This is a genomic window from Haloferax sp. DFSO60 (assembly GCF_046557615.1).
Lineage (GTDB): Archaea > Halobacteriota > Halobacteria > Halobacteriales > Haloferacaceae > Haloferax.
Map to the genome: position 1 here is coordinate 84,279 of NZ_JBKIII010000003.1, position 22,546 is coordinate 106,824.

The 22,546-nt window shown below is 55.7% G+C and carries 20 protein-coding genes; 13 read left to right on the top strand and 7 right to left on the bottom strand.

Features of this window, described 5'->3' with window-relative positions:
• Positions 1 to 614: 614 nt before the first annotated feature.
• The 4 genes from ACK509_RS14915 to ACK509_RS14930 all read left to right on the top strand — a co-directional run bounded on the left by ACK509_RS14915 (position 615) and on the right by ACK509_RS14930 (position 4,667).
• The gene (locus tag ACK509_RS14915; protein ID WP_410767347.1) at positions 615 to 2,117 is read left to right on the top strand and encodes a glycosyltransferase; all 1,503 of its coding nucleotides are present in this window, start codon (positions 615 to 617) and stop codon (positions 2,115 to 2,117) included.
• A gap of 125 nt (positions 2,118 to 2,242) precedes the next feature.
• Positions 2,243 to 2,455 carry a hypothetical protein gene (locus tag ACK509_RS14920; RefSeq protein ID WP_410767348.1) on the top strand — a complete coding sequence of 71 codons (213 nt, stop codon included), beginning with the start codon at positions 2,243 to 2,245 and terminating at the stop codon, positions 2,453 to 2,455.
• A 46-nt stretch (positions 2,456 to 2,501) separates the two neighbouring features.
• Positions 2,502 to 2,987 carry a metal-dependent hydrolase gene (locus tag ACK509_RS14925; RefSeq protein ID WP_410767349.1) on the top strand — a complete coding sequence of 162 codons (486 nt, stop codon included), beginning with the start codon at positions 2,502 to 2,504 and terminating at the stop codon, positions 2,985 to 2,987.
• A gap of 93 nt (positions 2,988 to 3,080) precedes the next feature.
• Positions 3,081 to 4,667: an ABC1 kinase family protein gene (locus ACK509_RS14930; RefSeq protein ID WP_410767350.1), complete on the top strand. Its 1,587-nt coding sequence runs from the start codon at positions 3,081 to 3,083 to the stop codon at positions 4,665 to 4,667.
• A gap of 41 nt (positions 4,668 to 4,708) precedes the next feature.
• Here ACK509_RS14930 and ACK509_RS14935 read toward each other — a convergent pair whose 3' ends face one another.
• Both ACK509_RS14935 and ACK509_RS14940 read right to left on the bottom strand, forming a co-directional pair.
• Complete coding sequence (locus ACK509_RS14935; RefSeq protein WP_410767351.1) at positions 4,709 to 5,179, bottom strand: LURP-one-related/scramblase family protein; 471 nt, start codon at positions 5,177 to 5,179, stop codon at positions 4,709 to 4,711.
• A 199-nt stretch (positions 5,180 to 5,378) separates the two neighbouring features.
• The gene (locus tag ACK509_RS14940) at positions 5,379 to 6,749 is read right to left on the bottom strand and encodes a TIGR00341 family protein (protein WP_410767352.1); all 1,371 of its coding nucleotides are present in this window, start codon (positions 6,747 to 6,749) and stop codon (positions 5,379 to 5,381) included.
• Positions 6,750 to 7,057: 308 nt separating this feature from the next.
• On the opposite strand from ACK509_RS14940, the gene ACK509_RS14945 reads away from it, so the two are divergent.
• Positions 7,058 to 8,242, top strand: a complete 1,185-nt coding sequence (locus ACK509_RS14945) for an AI-2E family transporter (protein WP_410767353.1) — start codon at positions 7,058 to 7,060, stop codon at positions 8,240 to 8,242.
• A 40-nt stretch (positions 8,243 to 8,282) separates the two neighbouring features.
• Here the strand turns inward: ACK509_RS14945 and ACK509_RS14950 are convergent, their stop codons facing one another.
• Positions 8,283 to 10,022: a cation:proton antiporter gene (locus ACK509_RS14950; RefSeq protein WP_410767354.1), complete on the bottom strand. Its 1,740-nt coding sequence runs from the start codon at positions 10,020 to 10,022 to the stop codon at positions 8,283 to 8,285.
• Positions 10,023 to 10,172: 150 nt separating this feature from the next.
• Here ACK509_RS14950 and ACK509_RS14955 point away from each other — a divergent pair, with 150 nt between their 5' ends.
• A complete protein-coding gene (locus ACK509_RS14955; RefSeq protein ID WP_410767355.1) occupies positions 10,173 to 11,366 on the top strand; it encodes an AI-2E family transporter in 1,194 nt (397 codons plus the stop codon).
• Between the two features lie 597 nt (positions 11,367 to 11,963).
• Here the strand turns inward: ACK509_RS14955 and ACK509_RS14960 are convergent.
• Positions 11,964 to 12,578, bottom strand: a complete 615-nt coding sequence (locus ACK509_RS14960) for an HdeD family acid-resistance protein (RefSeq protein WP_410767356.1) — start codon at positions 12,576 to 12,578, stop codon at positions 11,964 to 11,966.
• A gap of 325 nt (positions 12,579 to 12,903) precedes the next feature.
• Here ACK509_RS14960 and ACK509_RS14965 point away from each other — a divergent pair, with 325 nt between their 5' ends.
• Both ACK509_RS14965 and ACK509_RS14970 read left to right on the top strand, forming a co-directional pair.
• Positions 12,904 to 13,368: a DUF1269 domain-containing protein gene (locus ACK509_RS14965; RefSeq protein ID WP_410767357.1), complete on the top strand. Its 465-nt coding sequence runs from the start codon at positions 12,904 to 12,906 to the stop codon at positions 13,366 to 13,368.
• A gap of 191 nt (positions 13,369 to 13,559) precedes the next feature.
• The gene (locus ACK509_RS14970) at positions 13,560 to 14,762 is read left to right on the top strand and encodes an AI-2E family transporter (RefSeq protein WP_410767358.1); all 1,203 of its coding nucleotides are present in this window, start codon (positions 13,560 to 13,562) and stop codon (positions 14,760 to 14,762) included.
• A 66-nt stretch (positions 14,763 to 14,828) separates the two neighbouring features.
• Here ACK509_RS14970 and ACK509_RS14975 read toward each other — a convergent pair whose 3' ends face one another.
• The 3 genes from ACK509_RS14975 to ACK509_RS14985 all read right to left on the bottom strand — a co-directional run bounded on the left by ACK509_RS14975 (position 14,829) and on the right by ACK509_RS14985 (position 17,718).
• Entirely contained in the window at positions 14,829 to 15,656 is an 828-nt protein-coding gene (locus ACK509_RS14975) for a hypothetical protein (protein WP_410767359.1), read from the bottom strand.
• Between the two features lie 57 nt (positions 15,657 to 15,713).
• Positions 15,714 to 16,976: an MFS transporter gene (locus ACK509_RS14980; RefSeq protein WP_410767360.1), complete on the bottom strand. Its 1,263-nt coding sequence runs from the start codon at positions 16,974 to 16,976 to the stop codon at positions 15,714 to 15,716.
• An 88-nt stretch (positions 16,977 to 17,064) separates the two neighbouring features.
• Complete coding sequence (locus ACK509_RS14985) at positions 17,065 to 17,718, bottom strand: TMEM175 family protein (RefSeq protein WP_410767361.1); 654 nt, start codon at positions 17,716 to 17,718, stop codon at positions 17,065 to 17,067.
• A 219-nt stretch (positions 17,719 to 17,937) separates the two neighbouring features.
• Between ACK509_RS14985 and ACK509_RS14990 the strand changes: the two genes are divergently transcribed.
• The 5 genes from ACK509_RS14990 to dapA all read left to right on the top strand — a co-directional run bounded on the left by ACK509_RS14990 (position 17,938) and on the right by dapA (position 22,474).
• Positions 17,938 to 19,656 carry a SulP family inorganic anion transporter gene (locus tag ACK509_RS14990; protein WP_410767362.1) on the top strand — a complete coding sequence of 573 codons (1,719 nt, stop codon included), beginning with the start codon at positions 17,938 to 17,940 and terminating at the stop codon, positions 19,654 to 19,656.
• Between the two features lie 156 nt (positions 19,657 to 19,812).
• Positions 19,813 to 20,415 (top strand): hypothetical protein, encoded by a 603-nt coding sequence (locus tag ACK509_RS14995; protein WP_410767363.1) that lies wholly within the window; start codon positions 19,813 to 19,815, stop codon positions 20,413 to 20,415.
• Entirely contained in the window at positions 20,412 to 21,080 is a 669-nt protein-coding gene (locus ACK509_RS15000; RefSeq protein ID WP_410767364.1) for a hypothetical protein, read from the top strand. Before ACK509_RS14995 ends, ACK509_RS15000 begins: the two co-directional genes overlap by 4 nt.
• A gap of 195 nt (positions 21,081 to 21,275) precedes the next feature.
• Complete coding sequence (locus ACK509_RS15005; protein WP_410767365.1) at positions 21,276 to 21,449, top strand: hypothetical protein; 174 nt, start codon at positions 21,276 to 21,278, stop codon at positions 21,447 to 21,449.
• A gap of 137 nt (positions 21,450 to 21,586) precedes the next feature.
• Entirely contained in the window at positions 21,587 to 22,474 is an 888-nt protein-coding gene (dapA, locus tag ACK509_RS15010) for a 4-hydroxy-tetrahydrodipicolinate synthase (protein WP_410767366.1), read from the top strand.
• Positions 22,475 to 22,546 lie beyond the last annotated feature (72 nt).

Here is a 22,546-nt window from a genome sequence, read left to right on the forward strand (position 1 = left end):
AACGAGATACTAGTCAAAATCCACAACCTACTCTTATTCGTAGATTTGGCAGACATCATGTATTATTATCTTCTAGACAGCTAAAGTGACAATAACTTACTGTTAGTTGCTAATCTGGGAATCAATAGTTGGAAAGTCGAGAGCGGACAGTGGCAGCCAAGTCGGGAGTTCTCGGACTCGTATGTGGACCTTGCGTAACTAGTATTGAGCAAAGGCAAAGAAGAAACTGAGACACTGTATCGACATGTGTCCTCGAACATACTAAAAGCAATTCGTGGAGACAACTACCGGGTGACGCTGTATCAGAGTTACCGATTAGATAGGTACGTCAGTACACAGGTGATGCGAATCGAGAAGACTAAAGAGTAGTTCAACTTTCTTAGATAAGCCATTATTAGTAAATATATTTAACATTAATATAGATTCGTGAGAGCCCACCGAATACGGATTCAGTTCGGATTCATTTGGGCCCTGTTCGGAATGTGAACAAGCCAATTGGATACACCCCGTTCGTATTCTGTCTAGTACTATCTTAGAGAAGAATGAAACCAATTCCTGAATAATTGTTAACATGAGTCGTCGCGTCGTCTCCTACCGCGTGGGTCTGGAAAGTTATGTTACGAACTATCGAAATCGACCCGGAAGAGATGGCAGATGAGTACGCGACCGACCCAGTCTTCCGACAAGCAGTCGAAAACATGCAGCAGGAGACCGAAGACGACGTGGAGGCACTCACTCGGCGGAAGATATGGATGGTGAATTCGACGGCGAGTGGTGGCGGAGTCGCCGAGATGATGGAGACGCTCGTCGGATTGATTCGGTCGGTCGGTGCCGAAGTCACGTGGGCAGTCATGGAAACGGACGAATCGCAGTTCTTCGACTATACGAAAAATATCCACAACCTGCTTCACGGTGCAGGTAACCCTGAAAAACTCGAAGGTGAGGCCGCTGAAACGTACGAAGATGTGAGTCGCCGACTCGCCGAGACGATTATCGAACACATCGAGCCGAACGACGTTCTCTGCATACACGACCCACAACCACTCGCCGCCGGTGCGTACGTCGTCGACGAACTCGGAATCCCCGCCGTGTGGCGCTGTCACATCGGCAGCGAAGAAGGATCACCAGAGTCACAAGCGGCTTGGGAACACCTACGACCGTGGATAGAGCAGTACGACAGGACAGTATTTTCGCTGCCGGAATACGTCCCGGAGTTTCTCGTAGACCGGACTGACATCATTCCGCCTGCTATCGACCCGAAAAGCCCGAAGAACAGACACATGAAACCACAAGCGGTTGCAGAGGTACTCGCCCGTTCGACACTCATCGATACGGACCATCCAACAGAACAGTTCGACCAGGTCGCCCGCCGACTCCAACTCGATGGAACGTTCGCCCCAGCGACCAAGCCAGAGGATATCGGGCTGCTCTTTCGGCCGACGTTCTGTGAGATTTCCCGCTGGGACCGACTCAAAGGGTTTCACGAGTTGATGGAAGGATTCGCACTCCTCAAGAAGTCTGTAGCCCCAGAGTCCAACGAACAGACAGGGGCCGACGACGCAATTCGAACGAGCGCGCGCGATGACGACCACCGTAAGCGCATCGCCAACTCACGGCTTCTTCTCGTGGGGCCAGACCCGGCGACGGTAAGTGACGACCCAGAGGGACAGGAGACCCTCGAGGATATCAAAGAGACGTGGCACTCCTTCGACGAAGCCCTCAAAGAAGACATTGCAGTCGTCGTCATGCCGGAAGACCAAGTCCAAAGCGCACTGGTCATCAACGCACTGCAACGGTCCGCGACGGTCATCGTCCAAAATTCGATACAAGAAGGGTTCGGGCTCACGGTCACCGAAGCGATGTGGAAGCGCGCAGTACTGGCTGGAAGCGACACCGGCGGTATTCGAGTACAGATAGACGATGGGGAAAACGGGGTGTTGATTCCAGATGCAAAAAACCCCGAGAGCGTCGCTCGAACACTCGATGAGGTCCTCCGTTCCAAAGCACAGTGGGACGACTGGTCGCTTTCTGCTCATCGGAACGTCACCGACGAGTACCTCGTCTTCGGCCACGTGACCCGGTGGCTGGACACGGTTCGGAACGCCGTCGAAGCCTAATTTATCCACCTCTAGCTTCGTTTTCGTCTCCGAATTCGTCTGGTTCGTTGTCTCGTCACAACACTGCTGGTATCTCTTCGGTCACTGGTCGATACGCCTTTGGCCCATTCTGACGTACGTCTGCTATGCTCTTTCGCCTCGTACTCGGTGTACTCGCACTCCTCGAACTGCTCGCACCACGTCAGCTGGTCGATTTTTGGATGAATCTCGCAGCAGAGGGCGACGAACCGGTCTCACTTCGGCCCTGGGTGTACACGATTGCCCGCCTCGAAGGAGTCGTTATCCTCCTCTGGTTGCTGACGCGCGGTGACAAGAGCAAGCCCAAGAGGTCAGAATAGCCCACTCAGCGACCAAAGGAGACACCTCCCAAGCGCGAGTGAATCCATGGATATCGGTCACACTCTCTATCTCGTCGCCGCAATTGCCACGCACGCCGTCGTGGGCTATGCAATCGTCCGCGTACTCACGCCAGCACCACCACTCGTGGGTCTCATCGGCGGTGTCGCTCCCGACGTAGACCTCTACTTCGGGCGGCTCTGGGAATTCCCGCTCGTCCACCGAGGGGTCGTCCACACACCGTTCCTTCTCGGAGTACTACTCGCCGTGTTGCTCTTCGCAGGGGTCAGAAAGTGGGTCGCACTCGGGTTCGGTCTCGCCTTCTTCTCTCACTTGGTAATCGACTCGTTCACGAAGACGGGGATACTGTGGCTCTATCCAGTGAGCAGTCACCACTTCTCGGCTGATTTGTCGATGCATAGCGCCGTCGGCAACGCTATCCTCTGGGGCATCGCCCTGGGAATCGTCCGATGGGGTGGGAGAAATCGACTCCGTCATCGGACGCAAACAGATGTAGAGCCACGATTCGAGTAACAAATGAGATTCGACTATTTTTGACGAGAAGGAGACCTAATGCTGGGCGCACTTATGTTGTTCTAGTGACTATATGAGAGAACGGAGGGACGCATGTTTCAGTATCCACGTCGGTTGTTTCAAATCGCGCTCTCATTCATCCCGTACCTTCTTGCGTTCCTCCGAGACCGACATCGGTTCATCATCGTTGGTGGGTCCCGAACACTCAGTGAAACAGCGGCACGGGAGCGGGCACGTGACATTCGTGACACCATGCTCGAACTTGGGCCGACGTTCATCAAAATCGGGCAGGTACTTTCGACACGCCCGGACCTCGTGCCACCGATATACGCCGAAGTATTTGCCTCTCTCCAAGATACCGTCCCGCCGGGACCATTCGAAGAAGTGAGCGCAATCGTCGACGAGGATATCGGGCTCGGTTCGTACGACGAATTCGACCAAACAGCCATCGCTGGTGGGTCGCTCGCACAGGTTCACCAGGCCCGCTATCGGGGACGGCGGGTTGCCGTGAAGGTTCGACGTTCGAACGTCGCCCACGTCGTCGAAACGGACCTCAAAGTCGTCAGGCGACTCCTTCCAATCGTCGTCGCATTCGCTCCGAGACGCCATCGCTTCTCACTTCGAAATCTCGCCGACGACTTTGAGCGAGTCATCCAGCAGGAACTGGATTTCACACGGGAGGGGCAAATGATGGACGAAATCCGGGCTAACTTTGCCGACCAAGACGACGTGAGAATTCCCACGTTGTACAGCGAAGCATCGTCGAATCGCGTCCTGACGATGGAGTACGTCGAGAGCATCAAAATCACTGACCTTGCAGGAATACGAGCTGCAGGGCTCGACCCCTCGACAGTTGCACACGCCGTTGCGAATGCATATTTCAAGATGGGAATCGTCGATGGTGTCTTCCACGGCGACCCACATCCCGGGAATCTCGGCGTCGACAGAAAAGGTCGTGTCGTCTTCTACGACTTCGGGATGTCCGGGCGATTGACCCCGGTGATGCAGGACGCAATCGTCGATCTCTACGTGGCGACTGTACAACGCGACACAGAGCAAATCATGGACGTACTTATCGACCTTGGGGCGCTCGACCCGACCGTGGACCGAGTGACGATGGACCGTGTCCTTCGACTGGCGATTCAAGACCTCGAAGGCCGCGCAGTCTCAGATTGGCGAGAGATAATTCTGGAGATGACCACCATCCTCAACGAGTTTCCGTTCCGGATTCCACCCGACTTGATGCTCATTATTCGCGTCGGGACGGTTGGGGAGGGGACGCTTCGGCAGATTGACCCGCAGTTCAACTTCCTCTCTGCAGCACGTGAGTTTCTCCTGTCACACGGCTATCTCGGTCACGGTGTTCGGAAGTGGCTCGAAGGTGCGCGAGATGACACCGTCGAATCTGTCGGTGCCCTCTTTCGAGCGCCAGCCAAAGTCGAACGCCTCGTCGATACGATTCAACGAGGTGAGCTAGAAATTTCGGGGATGAACCTCGAACAGTCACTCACCGTCATCGGTCGGGTCTTGGCCTACGCACTCATCACTGCCTCGTGGGTCGTCGGGTCGGCAATCCTGACCAACGTGCGTCCGGATTTCGGTGCCATCGGCTGGGGGATTGCAGCGGTGATGACGCTCATCTTCTTAGTGGCACTGCACAACGCGAGAACGAGGCAATAGCCTAGCGTCATCTGGCAAAAGTTGGACGGTTTGGTCGTCCGTCAGCGAGTCGGATGCTCCATCATATCGATGGCGACGGCACAGGCGATGATGAGCCCAGGGTCTTCCTCTGGTGCGACTTCGATACCGTAGCTATCTCGCACTCGGAACCACCGCTTCGAGACGGCGGCAACGGGTCTGCCATCGCGAGTGAACTGGTACTCGTGGTCGACGATGTTTCCTTGTACTTTGAGGTTTGTACCGCCCGGAACGAGGACGGTAAATCGTTCACGGAGTGGCGTGATGAGGGCTTTCTTCACCGCTGCGGCTCTCTGGCCGTTCTTCTGAACAGTCATCGTGTCCATGACACGCGCGATTCGTTCCTTAATCGTGTACTTGTCACCACTCCGCCGGTCGGTCATTTTCAGCGTCTCGCGGACGCGAAGGGCCTTTCCGTCGATTTCGAACACCCGTTCGCCCATCGCATTCTCGACGTAGTAATCGTCGCCAATCGAGACGAGTCGCTGTGTCATCTTGTATCGGGGCCACTCCCGATTACCGCCGCGTCGCTGTCGGCGTCGTTCTTGTCGCTGTGCTCGCCTACTCCCAATGTTTCCTCCTCGGGCCATATCCTGTCATACGACACACGAGACTATCTAACCGACTCACGACCACCCAGAACATTCGAAAAGTCCGAGTGTCTGTTTTCGGTCAGAGTGGCGGTGACTGAAGTCACACTGCAGCGTACCCAGTGTACCGTTGTGGGACCGACCTGTCTGACAGTGACGGCCATCCAAGTGGTGGTTCCGGTGGTTCTTCTTCCGAAAGTTGCGCTTCGACGAACCCAACGCGAACGTACACGTCCCGACCGAACTTCTGGGTAAGTCGGTCGTCGAACCGCTGGGCAAGGTCAGGTGGCGCTTCGAGGTCGCGAGGTATGCCGATGAGAACGTTGACTTCCGGTTCGTTGCCGAGAACGATATCCACAGGTTCGTAATCGACGGTCACTTCGACGAGTTCGACCCCTTCGATATTCGCTTCGTCGAACTGTTGTTGGAGTTCTGCTTGCGTCTGCTGCTCGAACGATTCGGTTTGGAACGTCGTCCAGGTGACGGCACCGAGGACAATCGAGAGGATTGCGATGGCGATGGCAATCGTCGCGATGCGGGTGATGACGTTCGACCGAACGCCCTCGTATTGGCCCGCTTCGAGGGGCTTGAAACCCGACCAATAGAACAGGCCGAGCGCGGAGATGTTGATTGCGAGCAAGTTAACGAGGACGAGGATTGCCGCCGCGATTGCCACACCCGGCAAGCCGAAAGCGATTCCCAGACCAGATGTCGCCGCTGGTGGAATGAGTGCGACGGCAATCGCCACGCCGACGAGTGCCGACCCCGCGCCCCGCATGATACTGATTGCGCCGGCTAGTCCGGATCCGAGCGCCAAGAAGAGTGACAGGAAGTTCGGACTCGTGCGCTCTACGACCTGCGGAATGGTCCGAATATCGAGGTCTGGTGGAATCAAAATCGTTTGCTGGAGGAGAATGCCGAGGATGGCTGCTGTTGCAATCGCCGCGAGAAGCCCTGTCACCTGGAGTGTCACGCCGCGACGTGTCATCTTCGGGTCGTCGAGAATCGTGCCGACACTGGCCGAGATTGCGGGACCCATGAGTGGTGCGACGACCATCGCACCGATGATCGTCGCTGCGGAGTCCAGTAGCAACCCAGTCGTTGCGATAATCGTACTGAGAATCAAGAAGGCGTAAAACGTTGAATTCGCCGGTGCGAGGTCCTGCGCTCGAGCGTATAACTCTTCACGAGAGATTCGAAGACCCGGGAATCGTTCGATAAGTGCTGAAAGTCGCTGGGAAACGACGGTTTCTGTCGGTAGTACAATTAGATATGAGTCTTCCCTGACGCCAGCATCTACGAGCTTCTCGATGACGGTTTCGACGCCACTCGGGGGGACAGGGAACTGCACCATCGCCTCGAAGTCTCCGCGTCCGACCTCATCGAAAACAGCATAATCGATGCCTTGCCCGTCGAGGGCTTTGAGTACATTGTCTCGGTTACCCTCAGGAATCAACACCTGTATGAGACGCATGCAATCTATACAACAGGAACAGGCATAAATTATGAGACTGACTGACAGTAAGTTGGTATGTAGTTGGTGTGATAATTTACAACTCTCAAGAAATAACAAGTGAATTTCTGAATTAATAGCCAGTCTATTTGCAACACTGTATTAGAATCTGACTTGTTAGAATGCTATCGTGCCGAGGTGACACTTCGGTTCGAGCCAGAGTGTAATTTTCAACCCAACTCCGTGATATCTTGACCACTGGGTCCTTACGTGACGAATTTCTCACTCTCTTGAAGAATGATTAACTCATATTCGTGCGTATAAATACCATGGCAACGGAACGCATTAGTGAGAGTCCAGTCGCTGGACCACTCCAAAATCGTCGGTACCTGTGGTGGTGGGCATTCGGCCTGCTACTACTCGGTGTCGCGGCTTGGGTCGGCTACAACTACCTCGGGTGGATCGTTTTCGGACTGTTCACATACTACGTTGGCAGACCTATCACTCGGTGGATACAACAATACATCTCGTCACGAACGATTGCGGCAGCACTGACGCTGACATTCATCATCGTCCCAATCATCCTGTTCATCACGCTGTTCCTCGGTGTCGCACTGAATCAAGCCCTGCAAATACTTTCCTCAGACGCCGCGACAGCGTTCATTAACCGGCTACAACTGCCGTTCCAACAACTGCCGAGTGACCCTGTCGATGCGATTACCGTCATTCTCCAAGACCCGACTTACTCCTCGATATTCGGCCAAGTTAGTGGGTTTGCGGGGGCGCTCGCAGCGACGCTGTTCAACATGTTCCTCATGCTTATCTTTGCGTTCTTCCTCCTCATCCAAGAACACTCGTTGTCACAGTGGTTTAAGAAAAACATCTTCGGCACTGACTCACTCGCTGTCGATTATCTCCGAAGCGTGGACCGTGGACTTACCTCAGTGTTCTTCGGTTACACACTCACGATTTTCGTCATCATGATTCTCTCCGCAATCATCTACCTGGTGTTCAACTTCATCTCCCCAGGTGGAATTCGGATCCCGTATGCAATCTTACTCGCTGTCGTCACCGGCGTGTTTACGCTCATCCCACTCGTCGGCCGGTCAGTCGTGTACGCGTTCATCGTCGCAATTATGGCGGCACAGGTCTTCCAAACCAGCCCCCAACTCCTCTGGATTCCAATCGTCTTCTTCGCCTTGATGGTACTCGTGTTCGACAACGTCGTTCGGACGTACATCCGTCCGTACCTCTCAGGAAAGTCCTACAACATGGCCCTCGTCATGTTTGCGTACCTCCTCGGGCCAGCGCTCTTCGGCTGGTACGGTATCTTCATGGGACCACTCCTGATGGTCGTCATCGTCGAGTTCATCACGCAAATCATGCCCCGATTTGCGGGCGTCGAACCCGAAGAGCCAGTCGGGATACCTCCCGAAGTCGGGGCTGGCGGCGGAAGCCCAATCGAGTTTGGTGACTTCCCAGACTCTGACCGGGGAGAGACGCCGTCTGGCTAGTCACCGAGTGGGTCGGTGCGTTACTCGTCTCGATGATTTCTCACTTTCTCGCTTGCGTCCCAGATTCTTCGGCGTCGTCTGACTGCTCGTGGTGCGTGTGGTCGAGAGACTCACTGACTCTGGTTTTCTTGAGCTGCTGTCGCCAATACGGTGTGTATCCCGGTGGGAGTTGGTCCTCGATAGTCCACTCGTCGGTCAGAACCCGGTCGAGTTCAGACTCGACATCGCCTAAGAGGCGCTCCCCCACATCAGAACTTATCTCGCCGCGTTGGATTGCCGCACGGATAGCAACCGATTCGGCAATGAGTATCTGATGTTGCCCAAGTCGCTCTTCGTGCTGTCGAATATCCGGATGTGTTTCGAGGAGTGATTCGATAGCCGCCGTTAACTCACTCCGTTCGCGGCGATAGACAGCCGTCACGTCTTCGAAAACGCTCGTCGCAATCTCGTCGCGTTCCAAGAGGTCTGCCGCCGTATCGAGTGCGGCATCGACACCATGGAGTCGGCCGACGAGTGCCTCGAAAAGTTGCTGGGACGGGCGCTGGCTGCTGATATCGAGTCGGTCGATGAGGCGGCCCATGGTTGGCCCATTGACGAGGAGTGTGAACGCGGCGACACCGAAGACGAGTGCCGAGAACTCTTCGGAGAGCGGGCCAGTGAATTCCTCTTCGATGCCAAGGACGAGCGCAATCGAGACCGACGCGTGAATTCCACTCCACGTGAGAACGTGCTGATACGTCCGAGAAATCGAGTTGGTTAGAAACACATTGAGCAGGCCGACGAGCGGGTAAATGACGACAGCACGTGCGAGAAAGACGAGAACGATAGCGGCGAGGATTTGAGGCGCGTACTCGATGAATAACTCGAACGGAGTGATGATACCGATAACGAGGAAGATAAGCGTATTTGCGATGAACGCGCCGTACTCCCAGATGGTTTCGACTGCGAGGTGTGTCTCCGCCGGAACCTCCGAGGCACGGGCACGAGGAGCAAGAAAGAGACCTGCGACGAGTGTGCCGATAACCCCACTACTCCCAAGAAGGTCGAGAGCGAGGTAGACTCCGTAGGCCACAATCACCGTGATGACGATAGCAGTGAGCTTGTCGTTGAGGTAGGCGATGAGCCTGTACGCGAGGTAACCGACGACACCGCCGACGAGTGCACCACCAACGAGTGCGAAGAGGATGCCAGTCGCGATTTCGGCAGAAAATTCACGAATTGTGAGGAGGTTTTCAGTCGTAACCCCTTGTGCCTCTGCTTCGACGAGTACCGCGAGAATCGATGAGTAGACAACGATAGAAACACCGTCGTTCAGGAGGCTCTCACCCTCGACGAGGATATTGAGTCGTTCGGGGACACCGAGATTTTTGAAAATAGCGAGAACTGAAACGGGGTCGGTTGGCATGATAATCGCACCGAAGAGAATGCCGATGAGAAGTGGATAGCCGAACGCGAACTGGGTGGCGATTGCAATGAGACCGATAGAGACCAGTAACCCAACGACAGCGAGTACGAGAATCGGAACGAGGTTCTCGCGGAACGCGCTGGTGTCGATATTGACCGCGTCGTTGAAAATCAACGCTGGCAGGAGAGCGAGCAAGATGATGTCAGATGAAAGAGAGACATCGACAGGTGAACCGATTATCGAGAGGAGCAAGCCGGCGATGACGAGCCCCGTAGTGTACTGCAACTGGATGTACCTCGATGCAAGGATGCGAGCAACGGCGGCGATGACGAAGAGATAGAGGAGGACTATCAACTGCTCTTCGACTACAGACATACATGTAGTACGCCACACATTTCGATAAAGGCGCACCCTGCGTTTTGGTCAAAACCGTGTGACTACGGCAATCCAGCCCAGAACACAGAGTATCCATGTTGCCAACTGGTTGAGATACGAATTTCATTTCAGCCAGCGTAGTGAGAGATTATGAGTCGAGGAGAGACCACTGCAGACAGAGTACGACAAGCAGTCGAAGGAATCGACCTCGGGTGGTGGGTGTTTGCACTTGTCATCGGTGGAGTCGTCGTGTTCGTCGGATGGGTCTACCTGCCGTGGGTCGTATTCGGCCTGTTCGTCTACTACGTTGCACGGCCAATCGAGAAACGACTCGAAGGTCGCGTTCCGTCGAAAAATATCGCCGCCGGAGTGACGTTGTTGCTCGTTGTCCTCCCAATCATTGCGATTCTCGTTGGGGCACTCGCCGTCACATTCTCGCAACTGAGTACCATCCTTACCGACGACGTAATCGCGCGATTGGACGGCCTGTTGCCCGTCGCAGTCGGGTCGCTGCCGACGGACCCCAACGAACTGTTTCGCGAACTCGTGTCTGTGTTAAGCGGCGGCGCGTTCCAGTCGGTGTTCACGTCGCTCTCACGGACGGTCGGGTCGGTCGCTTCGGCGCTGTTCAACATGTTCCTCGCGTTGCTGTTCGCGTTCTTCTTGTTACGAGAAGATACCCGTCTCGCCGCGTGGTTCGCAGCAAACATCGCTGACGAAGAGACCGCCACCTCGCGGTATCTCGCCACGGTTGACCAAGGGCTTCAATCCATATACTTCGGGTACACTATCACTATCTTCGTCGTCATGATTTTGGCAGCAGTCGTGTACAGTGTGTTCAACCTCATCGCCCCGCCAGGGATGGCAATTCCGTCACCGATCGCATTGGCGGTCATCACCGGTGTGTTCACCATCGTACCGTTGGTCGGTCGAAGTATCGTCTACGCCGTCCTCGTTGGCTACCTTGCAATCATCGCGCTTCAGACGAATCCGCGGTACCTCTGGTTCCCACTCGTCGTCCTCGCGGTCATGGAACTCCCGTTCGATAACCTCATCCGGGTGTACATCCGGCCAGCACTCTCGGGGAAACTGTTCCCCATGAGTCTCGTGATGTTCGCCTACCTCATCGGACCGGCGCTGTTTGGGTGGTACGGCATCTTCTTCGGGCCGTTCTTGATGGTCGTCGTCGTGTTGTTCATCCAGTTGGAGTTGCCACGGATGCTCCACCCATCGAAGTCCGATTCGACGCTCGGACTGCGAGAGACGTGGAACGTCGATGGAAGGCAGACTCGCTTGGACGAGATTCGAACAGATATCGACGACAACGTCGGCACATCTGACTGACTTAGGTCGGACCACGTGTACGAACTCGGCGTACAATCGGTGTACACACAATACTTGCATTGTGTACAGATTTCACGTGAGGGCGTGGACACTAACTATAATTCAGTTGGAATTTACTTACGAAGTGCTGAACTTCTGTCGTTACAGACGTACACGTGTCACAGTAAACATCGGTTCAAAGACACTCGGATACGACCGTCAGGTGTGTCTATCGAGCCCATTCTGTCACACGAACGTCGAATGAGGCGACATTCCATTTACACCGATAAGCATCGTTTCAAGCGCTCTGTCACTGAATTTCACGTCCAGTTATCAGGACATTCAGTCGGTTAGACGAGAGTAGAGAGTTATAGTTTCACTTCACCAATAGAAACCGTTCAATACACCGTGTGTGGTGAGCGGGGTGACGAAAACGATGAATCCAAGAAATCAACAGAGTCGAAAGAGCGTGTCTACAGCAGATAGAATCGATCGTCGAGACGGCCTAACTGTGGTTCTCATCGCGCTGTGAACGAAACGTGTGATGTTGACAACGGAAAAAAGTAAAACCGAAGGTACCTGAATCCCCTCGAAAACGAGGGACGTGAATACGGGGACTTAGACACCGCCGGCTTCTGCTGGTTGTTCGAGTTCGACCGGTTGTAACTCCCGGCGGGCACCGAGTGCGATGAACACCATCGAAATGCCAGTAACGAGTAAGTTGACGCCGAAGAGGACGCCAACAGCCCACGCGGCAGTACTCGGGAATCCAACCCAGAGAAGTGCGGCGAGCAAGATACCGATAGCCCCACTCGCAACACTGGCGAACCAGTTTCGCTCACCACGGAGACGGATACCCATGACGATTTCGACAACCCCGGAGACGAACAGATACGCAATCACGAGGAGCGTGAGCGTGACCAGTCCGAGAACTGGGTCGAGTAACAGTGCAAGACCGGCGATGACGCCGATAAAGCCGAGGAGCATCTGCCAGATGAAACCGCCCCATCCCTGCCCCCTAAAGGCACTGGCGAAGTGGAGAATCCCACCACCAATCAGGAGAACACCCACGAGGAAGGTGAGCGAGATACCTGTGATGAATGGGGCGAACAGCGCAATGACCCCGAGAACGGCAATGATAGCGCCTGCGGCTAGCAACCACCGCCAACTATTCTTGAGGCTCGTCGCAAGTGAGCTATCCGATGTGCGTTGATTGTCTGTTGCTGAACTCATACGCGGTATATAACGCGGGAGATTAGATTAAGCAATTTCACGCATAATGTGGAGAGTCCGTGTCCCGGTAGTTTCAGCCCAATAAGCCAGTTATAGACCACTGGCGGACCTGCCGCAGAGCTTCGAGTGCCAGTGTGTACGACAAAAACAGAGCGACAGCGACGATCGTGCCGCGTCGTCCGAACCGTCAGGTGAATCGTAGTGACCTGCCCAGAGGAGAGTACGAGAACTCAGATATACTCGATTCCGTAAAAAATGTTGATTAGGACACACGTAGACTGTTCAGCCGAACATGAGTAGTTTGGTTGTACTTGCGTTTGACACAATGGACGGTGCGAAAGACGTCCGCGACAAGCTCTTTGACCTACAAAAACAGGAGTTAATTCAACTGGAAGATGCTGCGGTCGTCGTTCGCAAGCCTGACGGGAAAGTAAAAGTCAACCAGGCGACAAGCCTCGTTGGCAGTGGCGCACTCGGTGGCGCGTTCTGGGGGATGCTCATCGGCATTCTCTTCTTTATGCCATGGCTTGGAATGGCAGTCGGTGCGGTGACCGGCGCAATCGCTGGAAAGCATACCGACATCGGCATCGACGATAAGTTCATCAAAGAAGTCGGTGATACGGTCGAGCCTGGACACTCTGCGCTGTTCCTCCTCATCCGCGACGTCCAAGAAGAACGCATCATCGACGAAATCGAATCGTACGCTCCCAAAGTCATCAAGACGAACCTCTCGCCCGCTGATGAAGCAAAACTCCGTGAAGCATTCGGGTCGGAATCGACCGCAGCCTGAACCGCTTTACTATTTTCTGGGACGAACTGAAGACTCGACAAGCGTGGTTGTTTTGTTCTTTGCGCACAATTGTCAGTGAGTGTCGATGTTTCCTCGTCCCAAGAACCCCGCTACTCGAACGAAGTCACCCAGAAGAAGGTACATGACTGCCCGTTATCTGTCGGCTCCGAGCCTACTCAGAGAGAACAGTCATGTCTAGTCGCGTCGTCGATGTCGAACTCTCTCGGGAGCGCGCCGCCCTCTGGCTCATCGCACTCGTCCTCTTCGGCGTCTTCGGGTACGTACTCTATCGGTACGTGGGGACGTTCGTCCTCGGCTTGTTCCTCTACTACGTGACGCGACCGATACACGCGCGGTTCCGCAACCGATTCAAATCGCGGACACTGACCGCGACGCTGGCGATTGTTAGCGTCGCCGTCCCCGTGTTGGTGTTGGTCTTGTGGACGCTCGTCGTAGTTATCCGTGCGTTTCGTGACTTCGTTGGGACCGAAAGCCTCGATTCCGTAGTCGGCATCTCGTTTATCCCCGACCCTTCGACGATTTTCGAGACGAGCGAATCGACACTTCGAACGGCGCTTTCGGACCCATCCGGACTACTGAACGGCACGCTCGGACAGGGAGCAGTCGCCTTGCTCGATACGATTGCTGGCTCTGTCGCTGTCGCGGTGAACGCCGGGTTACACCTCTTTATCGTCCTCGTCATCGTGTTCTTCCTCCTTCGTGACGACTACCGAATCGCCGCATGGGCACGGTCTACTATCATCCGCGAGGGTGGTGTGTTCGAGGCGTTTTTCGAGGCGGTCGACCGTGACCTTATGCAAGTCTACTTCGGAAACATCCTCAACGCCGTGTTGACTGGGGCACTGGGTGCTGTCACCTACACCGTACTCAACTTCTTCGCTCCAGAGACCGTCTCAATTCCAGAGGCCGCGTTGTTCGGTCTGTTAGCAGGTGTGGCGAGTTTGATTCCTGTCGTCGGTATCAAACTCGTGTGGGTTCCGCTTGCGTTGCTCCTGTTTGCTGACGCCGCATTGACCGACCCATCGGCACTCTGGTTCCCGCTCGCATTTGCGGCCGTCTCTATCGTTATCGTCGATACGATTCCCGACCAAGTACTCCGACCCTACGTCTCGGGTCGAAGCTTACACATCGGCGCAGTGATGTTGGCCTACACCTTCGGGCCACTCCTCTTCGGGTGGTACGGCGTGTTCCTCGGCCCACTGCTGCTCGTCGTCATTATCGAGTGCGCACGACACATCCTGCCCGCGCTCGTCAGAGACGGCACTGAAGTCGATGAGGTACACGAAGAAGCGTCACTGCCTGCGACGACACCTGCACCCGGTGGAATCAATCTCGACGCAGCGACAGACGTACGAGAGGGCACGAGCGACTGAGGCGACACTGGTCGCTGTCGGGGTGGTGGTGTGAAAAATGACGATTCGAAACGGTCGCCGAGTCGTTTAGATGGACGCCATCGGCGCGTCAGACCCAGTTGGTCCTCGAATTTCACGGTAGAATGCCACCGAGAACACGGCAATCGTACTGCCGCTGAGGGAGATTGCAGCGACCGTGAGGACGACGTACCCAACCATTCCGAGAACGGAGATTGGTGCTGTCGAAATACCCGGCGCGCCGAACCCTGACATCGGGAGCAAGAGCGTCGAGACGAGACCGACGACGAGACCGATGATAGCGCCAGCGACCGCCGCAATCACGAGGAATCCCAGCGAGCTAACGAAGTGTTCTCTCACGAGGAGCGCACTCTGTTTCAACCCATTGAGCGCCCCAGCGTCGTTGAGGACGATTTCTTGGGGATAGAACTGGATGATGAACGCGAACGCGAGGTAGGCGAGTCCGAGGAGTAACCCGACAGCCGCGACGAGGCCAACACCAGCCAAGCTCTGCATTCCGGTTGCGGCCACCATGATACCAGCGAAGATTACGATGTTGAGGACGATTCCGAGGACCAAGACGACGCCGAACACCGCGAGTGTCGCACCGAGAAGTGACAGGTAGTTCGCTTTGCCAGCAGCGACGAACGACGCCATCGACGTGTCCCCGTCGAGGGCTTCGTCTGCCATCTTGATGATACCGCCTTGAACGAAGGGGAGACCAAACAAATAGAAGAGAATCATCACACCGCTAATCGCGAGTCCGGCAATCGGGCTGACTTGCTGTGTGAGTACCTGAATCGCTTGCACGAGACCGAACAGGCCAAACAATACGATGATGAGCGGATTGCGTGCTAACGCTGCGGGCACGCGTTGGAGAGCTTTTCCTACTGCCATGTGTCAGCTGACAAATGTAATCACCATAATACTAGTGGTTCGAACTACAGTCGAATCCTAATCAGCATTCGTCGCGGTCGATGTCGTGGGTCCGCCACCAGTCGTGTCCCGTTCGGGTTCGACAGCAGTCGCCGCAGGCATCGTCCGCAGCGACGGAACGACCAAGACGTAGGCAACAATCCACAAGAATCCAATTCCGCCTGCATACATCACCGTAATCGGCCCGAAGATATCACCCATGACTCCGCCGAGAAACGCACCGACAGGCATCGCGGCCGTCGAAGCACTTCCGAGGACTGCGAGGACCCGTCCGAGCATCGACTCGGGGACGAGTCGTTGAATCAGCGTCATGGCGACGATGTTTCCGACGCCAACGGGGACGAATGCCACGGCGAACAAGACGACGAGCGCAGTTGTCGAACCGACGCGGAGGGCGGCCAACCACGCGATGGCGCTCACTGCGTACCCGGCAATCGAAAGCACGCCGAATGGGACGTCCTCGAACTTCGGTGCGACGAGCGCGCCGACGAGAGAGCCTGCGGCGATGCCTGCGAGGAGCAGTCCGTAGATTTCGGCGTCTCCGCGAACGTCGGCGAACGCAGGGAGTACCGACCAGGTCGTCCCGAGAAGCCCATTGGCGAGGACGCTCGCCCCGAGAATCCAGACGAGCATCGACCCTCGGAGGTAGCGAATACCAGCACGGAGTTCAACAAGGTAACCCGTCTTGTCGTCCGTCTCGTCGCGTTCGGCAGGTGGGACACGAAGGCCTGCAAACAGTGCGACAGCAACCGCGAACGTGACCGAATCGATGAGGAAGAGCGTCGTCGCTCCCACTATCGCCACGAGGACACCCGCAGCAGCGTTGAACACGAGTTCTGCCCCCTGATACGACATCGAGAAGAGCGAGTTGGCACTCGTCAGGTCCTCTCCCTCGACGATACGCGGGAGCGCGGCAGTCCCGGCGGGGTAGACGAATTGATTGAGCAGGCTCACCAGTGGCATCACCGTGAGGACGAGCCAGACCGACAGCAGGTCGAAATGCGCCGCGAGCGGAATCGTCAGTACGAGAATTCCCTGTGCGGCTTGCGTCCAGACGAGCGTGTTTCGGAGCGGCCAGCGGTCCACGAGTGGGCCGACAAACGCCTGCAACGCCTGCATTCCGAGTGTCAACATCCCAGCGAGTCCGGTGTAAAACGTCGAACCAGTCAGAGAGTAGACCAGCCACATCGCTGCAACCGAATACAGCGAGTCACCGGCGTTGGTGACGACACGCCCGAAGAACAACCGACGGAAATCGGCGTTCCGAAAGAGGTGGTACATACTTTGGCATCAGCGGTGGGGCGATTAAATGATTGCAGAGAATCATTTCTGTGTGAAACGTTGCAGAATTCAATTTCTGTCGCGGAGGTTATGCTTTGACCGTCGGTTCGCGTGCGTTCTCTTCGAGGCTTTCGGCGAGTCGTGATTGGAGTGTGGCGTTGATTGGAATCAACAGAAGCCACGTCACCATAGCGAGTGTCGGGCTGAAAAGCGCGACGACGATAGAGAGCAGAAATACGAGTGGTGAAGCCAAGAATCGAAGTGACTGAATTTGGACAGCTCGTGACATGAGTCCCTTCTCGAAGAGTTCTTCGCGGGACGCATACCCCCACAGGAGTGACAGTGAGATGCCGGTGAGTGCTAACATCGCCGAGATGAAGATGACACCGAATTGCCCCGGGTACGTCGCAAACACGCTCGAGGCGAACGGAATGAATGCGACCATCAGGAGAAACAGGAGGTTGAGATAGAGGACGCCGCGTTCGTGGCGTTCGATGTGGACGAAGATTCGGCGGTGGAGTATCCAGTATAACCCGATAACCCAAAAACTCAGGACAAATCCAAAGAACTCGTGCCACTGCTCCGAGACGAGGAGCGAGAACGCAGCGACTGTCGCCTCCGCTGGAAGTTCGGGGACTGAAATCTCTAACACCAGCAACGTGATGGCGATTGCGATGACGCCATCACTCAGTGCGACCAGACGGTCTGTCTCCTCGGATTCGACATTGAACGGAAGCTTCATCGACTAGTATACGACACGGCAGAAAATCCGTGTTATTCGAACGAATCCAGACAGTGTCGGAGGCGTGACCGTCTGTGAACAGCGACGTTCTCAGAGTCATCGACTTCGACTGATGGACTTCGAGTGTGAAGCCTGTGGCTCGCACCTGGTCACGAGTGACGTTTTCTCCTTCAGTCACCACTGTAGAAACAGAGACGTCGAAAAGGTCCCGTATCTCGCATGGCCGCAGATAGCCCCCTCAATTGGTTCAAAGATTCGTTCGAAAACGCCCTTCCACTCGCGGAGTGGCTTCCGACGTATAGCCGGTCGTGGCTTCGTGGTGACCTCATCGCAGGGCTGACTGTTTCGGCTGCGGTCATCCCAGAAGCCTTGGCGTACTCCTCGCTCGCAAATGTGCCCGCTCAGATGGGACTGTACGCTGCACTCTTCGCAGTGTTCGTGTTCGTATTTTTCACGACATCTCGACAGGTTATCGCTGGTCCGACCTCGACACTCGCGATTTTACTCGCCGCCAGTGTCGGTGCTATTGCAAGCGGGACCGGAGCGAACTATCTCTCACTCGTCGTTATCACGACGACTCTCGTCGGACTCGTAGGCGTCGTCTCGTGGCTGCTCCGGCTCGGGTTTCTCGTCAACTTCATCTCCGGGTCGGTCATCACCGGATTCGCCTCGGGCGCAGGCCTGTACATCATCTCGTCGCAACTCGGGGAACTCCTCGGAATTTCGGGTGTGTCGGGACTGTTCTTCGAGCGGCTGTGGGGGACCGTTACGTCGCTGAGCCAACTCAATCCGACGACCGCAGTCGTCGGACTCACCTCACTCGTCTTGTTGCTGCTCGGCGAGCGATACCTGCCACGCGCTCCGACAGCCCTTCTAGTTGTCTTGCTCTCGGTCGCTGTCTCGACCGTACTCGACCTCAGTTCGCGAGGTGTCGCTGTGGTTGGCCCGATTCAAGGCGGACTTCCGTCGTTCGTCGTGCCGACGATTCCCGATACGTCGGTTCTGAGTGCGCTCGTTCCGGTCGCACTCGCCTTGTTCGCGCTCTCCTACGTCCAAGGAATCGGTGCCGAAGAGACGTTCGCACGGCGACACGACTACCGCATCGACCCAAATCAAGAACTCCTCGCAACCGGTCTCGGAAACCTCGTCGCTGGCTTGTTTGGTGGCATCGTCGTCGGTGGGAGTTTGTCCCGGTCGGCTCTCAACGACGCTGTCGGTGGGAAGACGCAGTTAGTTAGTCTCGTCGTCGGCCTGGTGTTACTCGTGGTCTTGGTCTTGTTCACCGGACTGTTCACCGTCCTGCCGGAGGCCACACTCGCAGCAATCATCATCGTTGCAGTTCTACGAATCGTCGATGTGGCGGGGGTGCGTCGTCTCTGGAACATCAGTGCCAGCGAGTTCGCGATTGCATCTGCCGCGTTGCTCGGTGTTCTCACGTTCGGGATGCTCTGGGGCGTCTTCATCGGTGTCGGCCTGTCGCTTGCGTTCACTATCGCGAGAGCCAGCAACCCCAAGACCGAAGAACTCGCCCGAACGAGCGGCACCGACCACTTCGTAAACAAGAACCGGCACCCAGATGCAGTACCGGAACCGGGTGTACTCATCTACCGCGTCGATGCGGTGTTGTTCTTCGCCAATACAAAGCCGGTTCGTCACGACCTACTGACGCGGGTCCGAGAGTCCGAAACGCCTATCGAACTGGTCGTCTTCGACCTCTTTTCTTCGCCGATGGCCGACCTCGCGTCCGCCGAAATGCTCATCGACTTGTGTCAGTCGCTCGATGACAGCGGTGTCGAACTTCGGTTAGCGGGAGTAAACAGCCAAGTTCGCCGTCTCCTCGTCGACGCAGGGGTGGAACAACAGTTCGGTCCCATCCAAGAGGACGAAGCGATTGCGTCGGTTATCGACCGGTGGAAGGGTGAACAGTCAAATAAATAGTGAGCAGTCAGACACACGTAGAGACTCGGGATGCTGAGCAATCGCGCATATCCAATTTGCTCCGAACGTTTATGCTGGATTCAAACGATTATGACTGTAGAAGAGCTGTGGCTTCGTAATTCGTCTACAGACTTCTAAGAGACGTGGTGGAAGACGATGAGTCAACAGTTACCTGAAGAGTGGTTTGTTCGAGATGCGAGAGTTAATGCGCTCATCTCGTGGGCGCTAACGCTGGTCTTTGCTGGCGTCGCTGTGTTGAGTTTCCTCGGTGGGCTGCTGGTTCATATGTCGATTGCAGTCGTCGTCGTATTCGTCACCGTCGTCCCACCACTCGTCAGCAAGAAGTGGACGAGGACGATTTCGTGGCCACTGTTACTGCTTGGGTCGCTGCCATTGATACTCGGTGCGAGTCAACCGTCGTTCTTCGACGATATTATCATCAGCCTCAGCGTGGCGATGCTCGCGATGCTCGTCGTCGTGACACTCCAGATGACGACGACGGTTCGGATGACCCCTCGTTTTGCAGTGTTCTTCGTCATCTTGGCAACGCTGGCGACAGCAGGTGTTTGGGCAGTTGGTTCGGCACTCTCGGCGACGTACCTCGGGACTGCATTCCTCGAGACGAACGAACAACTGATGTACGTCTTCACGGCGGCGCTGCTCGCCGGAGGTGTCGCTGGACTGCTGTTCCGTTGGTACTTCAGACGCCAACTGGCAGCGGGCCGTGAGGCGAGTCCAGCAGAGGAGGTCGTCGCATGAGCGTCGTACGGGGGTTCCACATCCCGCCAGCCGCAGAGAGCGCACTCGTTCGCCTCTTGCAGGTACTCATGGTACTCATCTTCGCAGCAGGAGTGTTCTATCAGAATGGGGGTGTCATCGTCAACGCCGGAATCGGCCTGTTCGTGACGTTCCTGCCGGGAATTCTCGAGCGAAGATACGACTTTACGATGAACATCGGTATCGTCCTCTGGATTACTGTCGCGATGTTCCTCCACGCGTTAGGAACGCTCCCACTGCCCGGACTAGACTTCTTGAGTCCGTACAAAGCAGTCTGGTGGTGGGACCACATGACCCACGCACTCTCGTCGTCGCTCGTCGCGGGCGCGGCATACGCCGTCACCAGAGCACTTCAGGAACACAGTGAACACATCAACATGCCGCCGCGATTCATGTTCTTCTATCTGCTCATCTTCGTGATGGCCTTCGGCGTTCTCTGGGAGTTATTGGAGTTCTACATCAGCGTCGTGACGCAGTTACTCGGGTCCGAAGAGGTTCTCACACAGTACGGACTCGACGACACCATCCTCGACTTGATGTACAACACCCTCGGCGGGTTGTTGGTCGCAATCTTCGGGACGGCACACCTGAGTGGAGTTTCAACCCAGCTCGCAGAGCGTCTCGGTGGGATGTCTACGGATAGATAATCGATTTTGCCAGCGCGCACAGCGGGCCGCCGTCCGACACGAACGAAGTGTGGTTACAACCGTGGTCGGAGGTGAATACTATCGTCGTCAGGCGTCGGTTTCTATACATTGTATATCGTTGTCCGAATTACACGAAAGGCAGTAAGTAGCTAAAAAGCGAAGGATTTTTGTATGAGTTCAGGACTCTCCGTGAGTATGAGTGAACAGCCCCCTGTTACCGAACCACAAGCAGAAACCCGTCTGACCTGTGAGCAGACGAATGGGTACAATGTGAAAGCGGGGGCACACTACTACGAATGGTGTCCATTCTGCGGGCACCGAACGAACGCGGACGACAGCCACGACATAGAGATTCAGCTCTACAACTGAATCACGAGCAGGAACCTGTGATTCAGTGTCGTCCCATCACGACATCGCGAGCTTTGGCTGAATCGTCCGACCGTTCGTGCAGATATTGTTGCGAGCGCACAGAACATTCAAACAGGAACCCGTGAGACCAACAAACGATGTCTACTGCCACACTTCACGGTGTACTCTGTCCGCTTGTCACTCCGTTCGAGAACGGAACTGTCGACGAAGAGAGCCTCGCTTCGCTCACAGAGTGGCTCATCGACCACGATATCGACGGTGTCGTCCCCTGTGGGACGACCGGCGAATTCGCGAGTCTCTCACCAAGCGAGTGGCGTACCGTTATCGAAGTGACGACCGACGCCGCCGATGGCCGTGTTCCAGTCGTCGCGGGCGTCGCAGGAACGAACACCGAGCGCGTGAGTGAGCAACTCGAATTCGCCGCGAGCGTGGGTGCCGACGCCGCACTGCTTCCACCGCCGTACTTCCACACCGCACCGAGTCCGAAAGGAAATCTCGACTTTTTCGAATCAATCGCCGACTCGAGTCCACTCCCCATCGTCTTGTACAACATCCCTGCGTGTACCGGCCAACCAATCGCAACCGAAACTGTCACCGAGTTAGCCAATCACGATGCAGTTATCGGACTCAAAGATTCGAGTGGGGATTTCGATTACTTCCTCGAACTGCTTCGAGAGACAGAGGACGACTTCAGTCTCTTGGAAGGCTACGACCAGCACTTCGTCTCTGGTGTCCACGCCGGGAGCAACGGCGGCATCAATGCCCTCTCGAACGTACTCCCCGGTGTGTTCGCCTCGATTCGAGACGAGGCATTCGAAGGAGATACCGAACGCGCTCTCGATATCGAGCAGTCTGCTCTCCCACAACTCTTTGGCTACTGTCTCGACTACGGATTCGCAACCGTTGCAAAAGTTGGCCTCGTAAGTCGCGGTGTAATCACGTCGAGCGAGGTTCGCCCACCGCTCGTATCACTCTCAGACGAAGTCCGTAACGACATCGAGCGACTCGTGTCTAACGTCGTCTGAGAGTGATCCGGGACTTACGTTTGACGCAGTGAGAGATGAGCAACGCATCCAAATACTCTACAGAATCAGAAA

Bases quoted from the DNA above. Each gene is read 5' to 3' on its own strand.
- ACK509_RS14915 (WP_410767347.1), top strand. From the start codon at position 615: ATGTTACGAACTATCGAAATCGACCCGGAAGAGATGGCAGATGAGTAC.
- ACK509_RS14920 (WP_410767348.1), top strand. From the start codon at position 2,243: ATGCTCTTTCGCCTCGTACTCGGTGTACTCGCACTCCTCGAACTGCTC.
- ACK509_RS14925 (WP_410767349.1), top strand. From the start codon at position 2,502: ATGGATATCGGTCACACTCTCTATCTCGTCGCCGCAATTGCCACGCAC.
- ACK509_RS14930 (WP_410767350.1), top strand. From the start codon at position 3,081: ATGTTTCAGTATCCACGTCGGTTGTTTCAAATCGCGCTCTCATTCATC.
- ACK509_RS14935 (WP_410767351.1), bottom strand. From the start codon at position 5,179: ATGACACAGCGACTCGTCTCGATTGGCGACGATTACTACGTCGAGAAT.
- ACK509_RS14940 (WP_410767352.1), bottom strand. From the start codon at position 6,749: ATGCGTCTCATACAGGTGTTGATTCCTGAGGGTAACCGAGACAATGTA.
- ACK509_RS14945 (WP_410767353.1), top strand. From the start codon at position 7,058: ATGGCAACGGAACGCATTAGTGAGAGTCCAGTCGCTGGACCACTCCAA.
- ACK509_RS14950 (WP_410767354.1), bottom strand. From the start codon at position 10,022: ATGTCTGTAGTCGAAGAGCAGTTGATAGTCCTCCTCTATCTCTTCGTC.
- ACK509_RS14955 (WP_410767355.1), top strand. From the start codon at position 10,173: ATGAGTCGAGGAGAGACCACTGCAGACAGAGTACGACAAGCAGTCGAA.
- ACK509_RS14960 (WP_410767356.1), bottom strand. From the start codon at position 12,578: ATGAGTTCAGCAACAGACAATCAACGCACATCGGATAGCTCACTTGCG.
- ACK509_RS14965 (WP_410767357.1), top strand. From the start codon at position 12,904: ATGGACGGTGCGAAAGACGTCCGCGACAAGCTCTTTGACCTACAAAAA.
- ACK509_RS14970 (WP_410767358.1), top strand. From the start codon at position 13,560: ATGTCTAGTCGCGTCGTCGATGTCGAACTCTCTCGGGAGCGCGCCGCC.
- ACK509_RS14975 (WP_410767359.1), bottom strand. From the start codon at position 15,656: ATGGCAGTAGGAAAAGCTCTCCAACGCGTGCCCGCAGCGTTAGCACGC.
- ACK509_RS14980 (WP_410767360.1), bottom strand. From the start codon at position 16,976: ATGTACCACCTCTTTCGGAACGCCGATTTCCGTCGGTTGTTCTTCGGG.
- ACK509_RS14985 (WP_410767361.1), bottom strand. From the start codon at position 17,718: ATGAAGCTTCCGTTCAATGTCGAATCCGAGGAGACAGACCGTCTGGTC.
- ACK509_RS14990 (WP_410767362.1), top strand. From the start codon at position 17,938: ATGGCCGCAGATAGCCCCCTCAATTGGTTCAAAGATTCGTTCGAAAAC.
- ACK509_RS14995 (WP_410767363.1), top strand. From the start codon at position 19,813: ATGAGTCAACAGTTACCTGAAGAGTGGTTTGTTCGAGATGCGAGAGTT.
- ACK509_RS15000 (WP_410767364.1), top strand. From the start codon at position 20,412: ATGAGCGTCGTACGGGGGTTCCACATCCCGCCAGCCGCAGAGAGCGCA.
- ACK509_RS15005 (WP_410767365.1), top strand. From the start codon at position 21,276: ATGAGTGAACAGCCCCCTGTTACCGAACCACAAGCAGAAACCCGTCTG.
- dapA (WP_410767366.1), top strand. From the start codon at position 21,587: ATGTCTACTGCCACACTTCACGGTGTACTCTGTCCGCTTGTCACTCCG.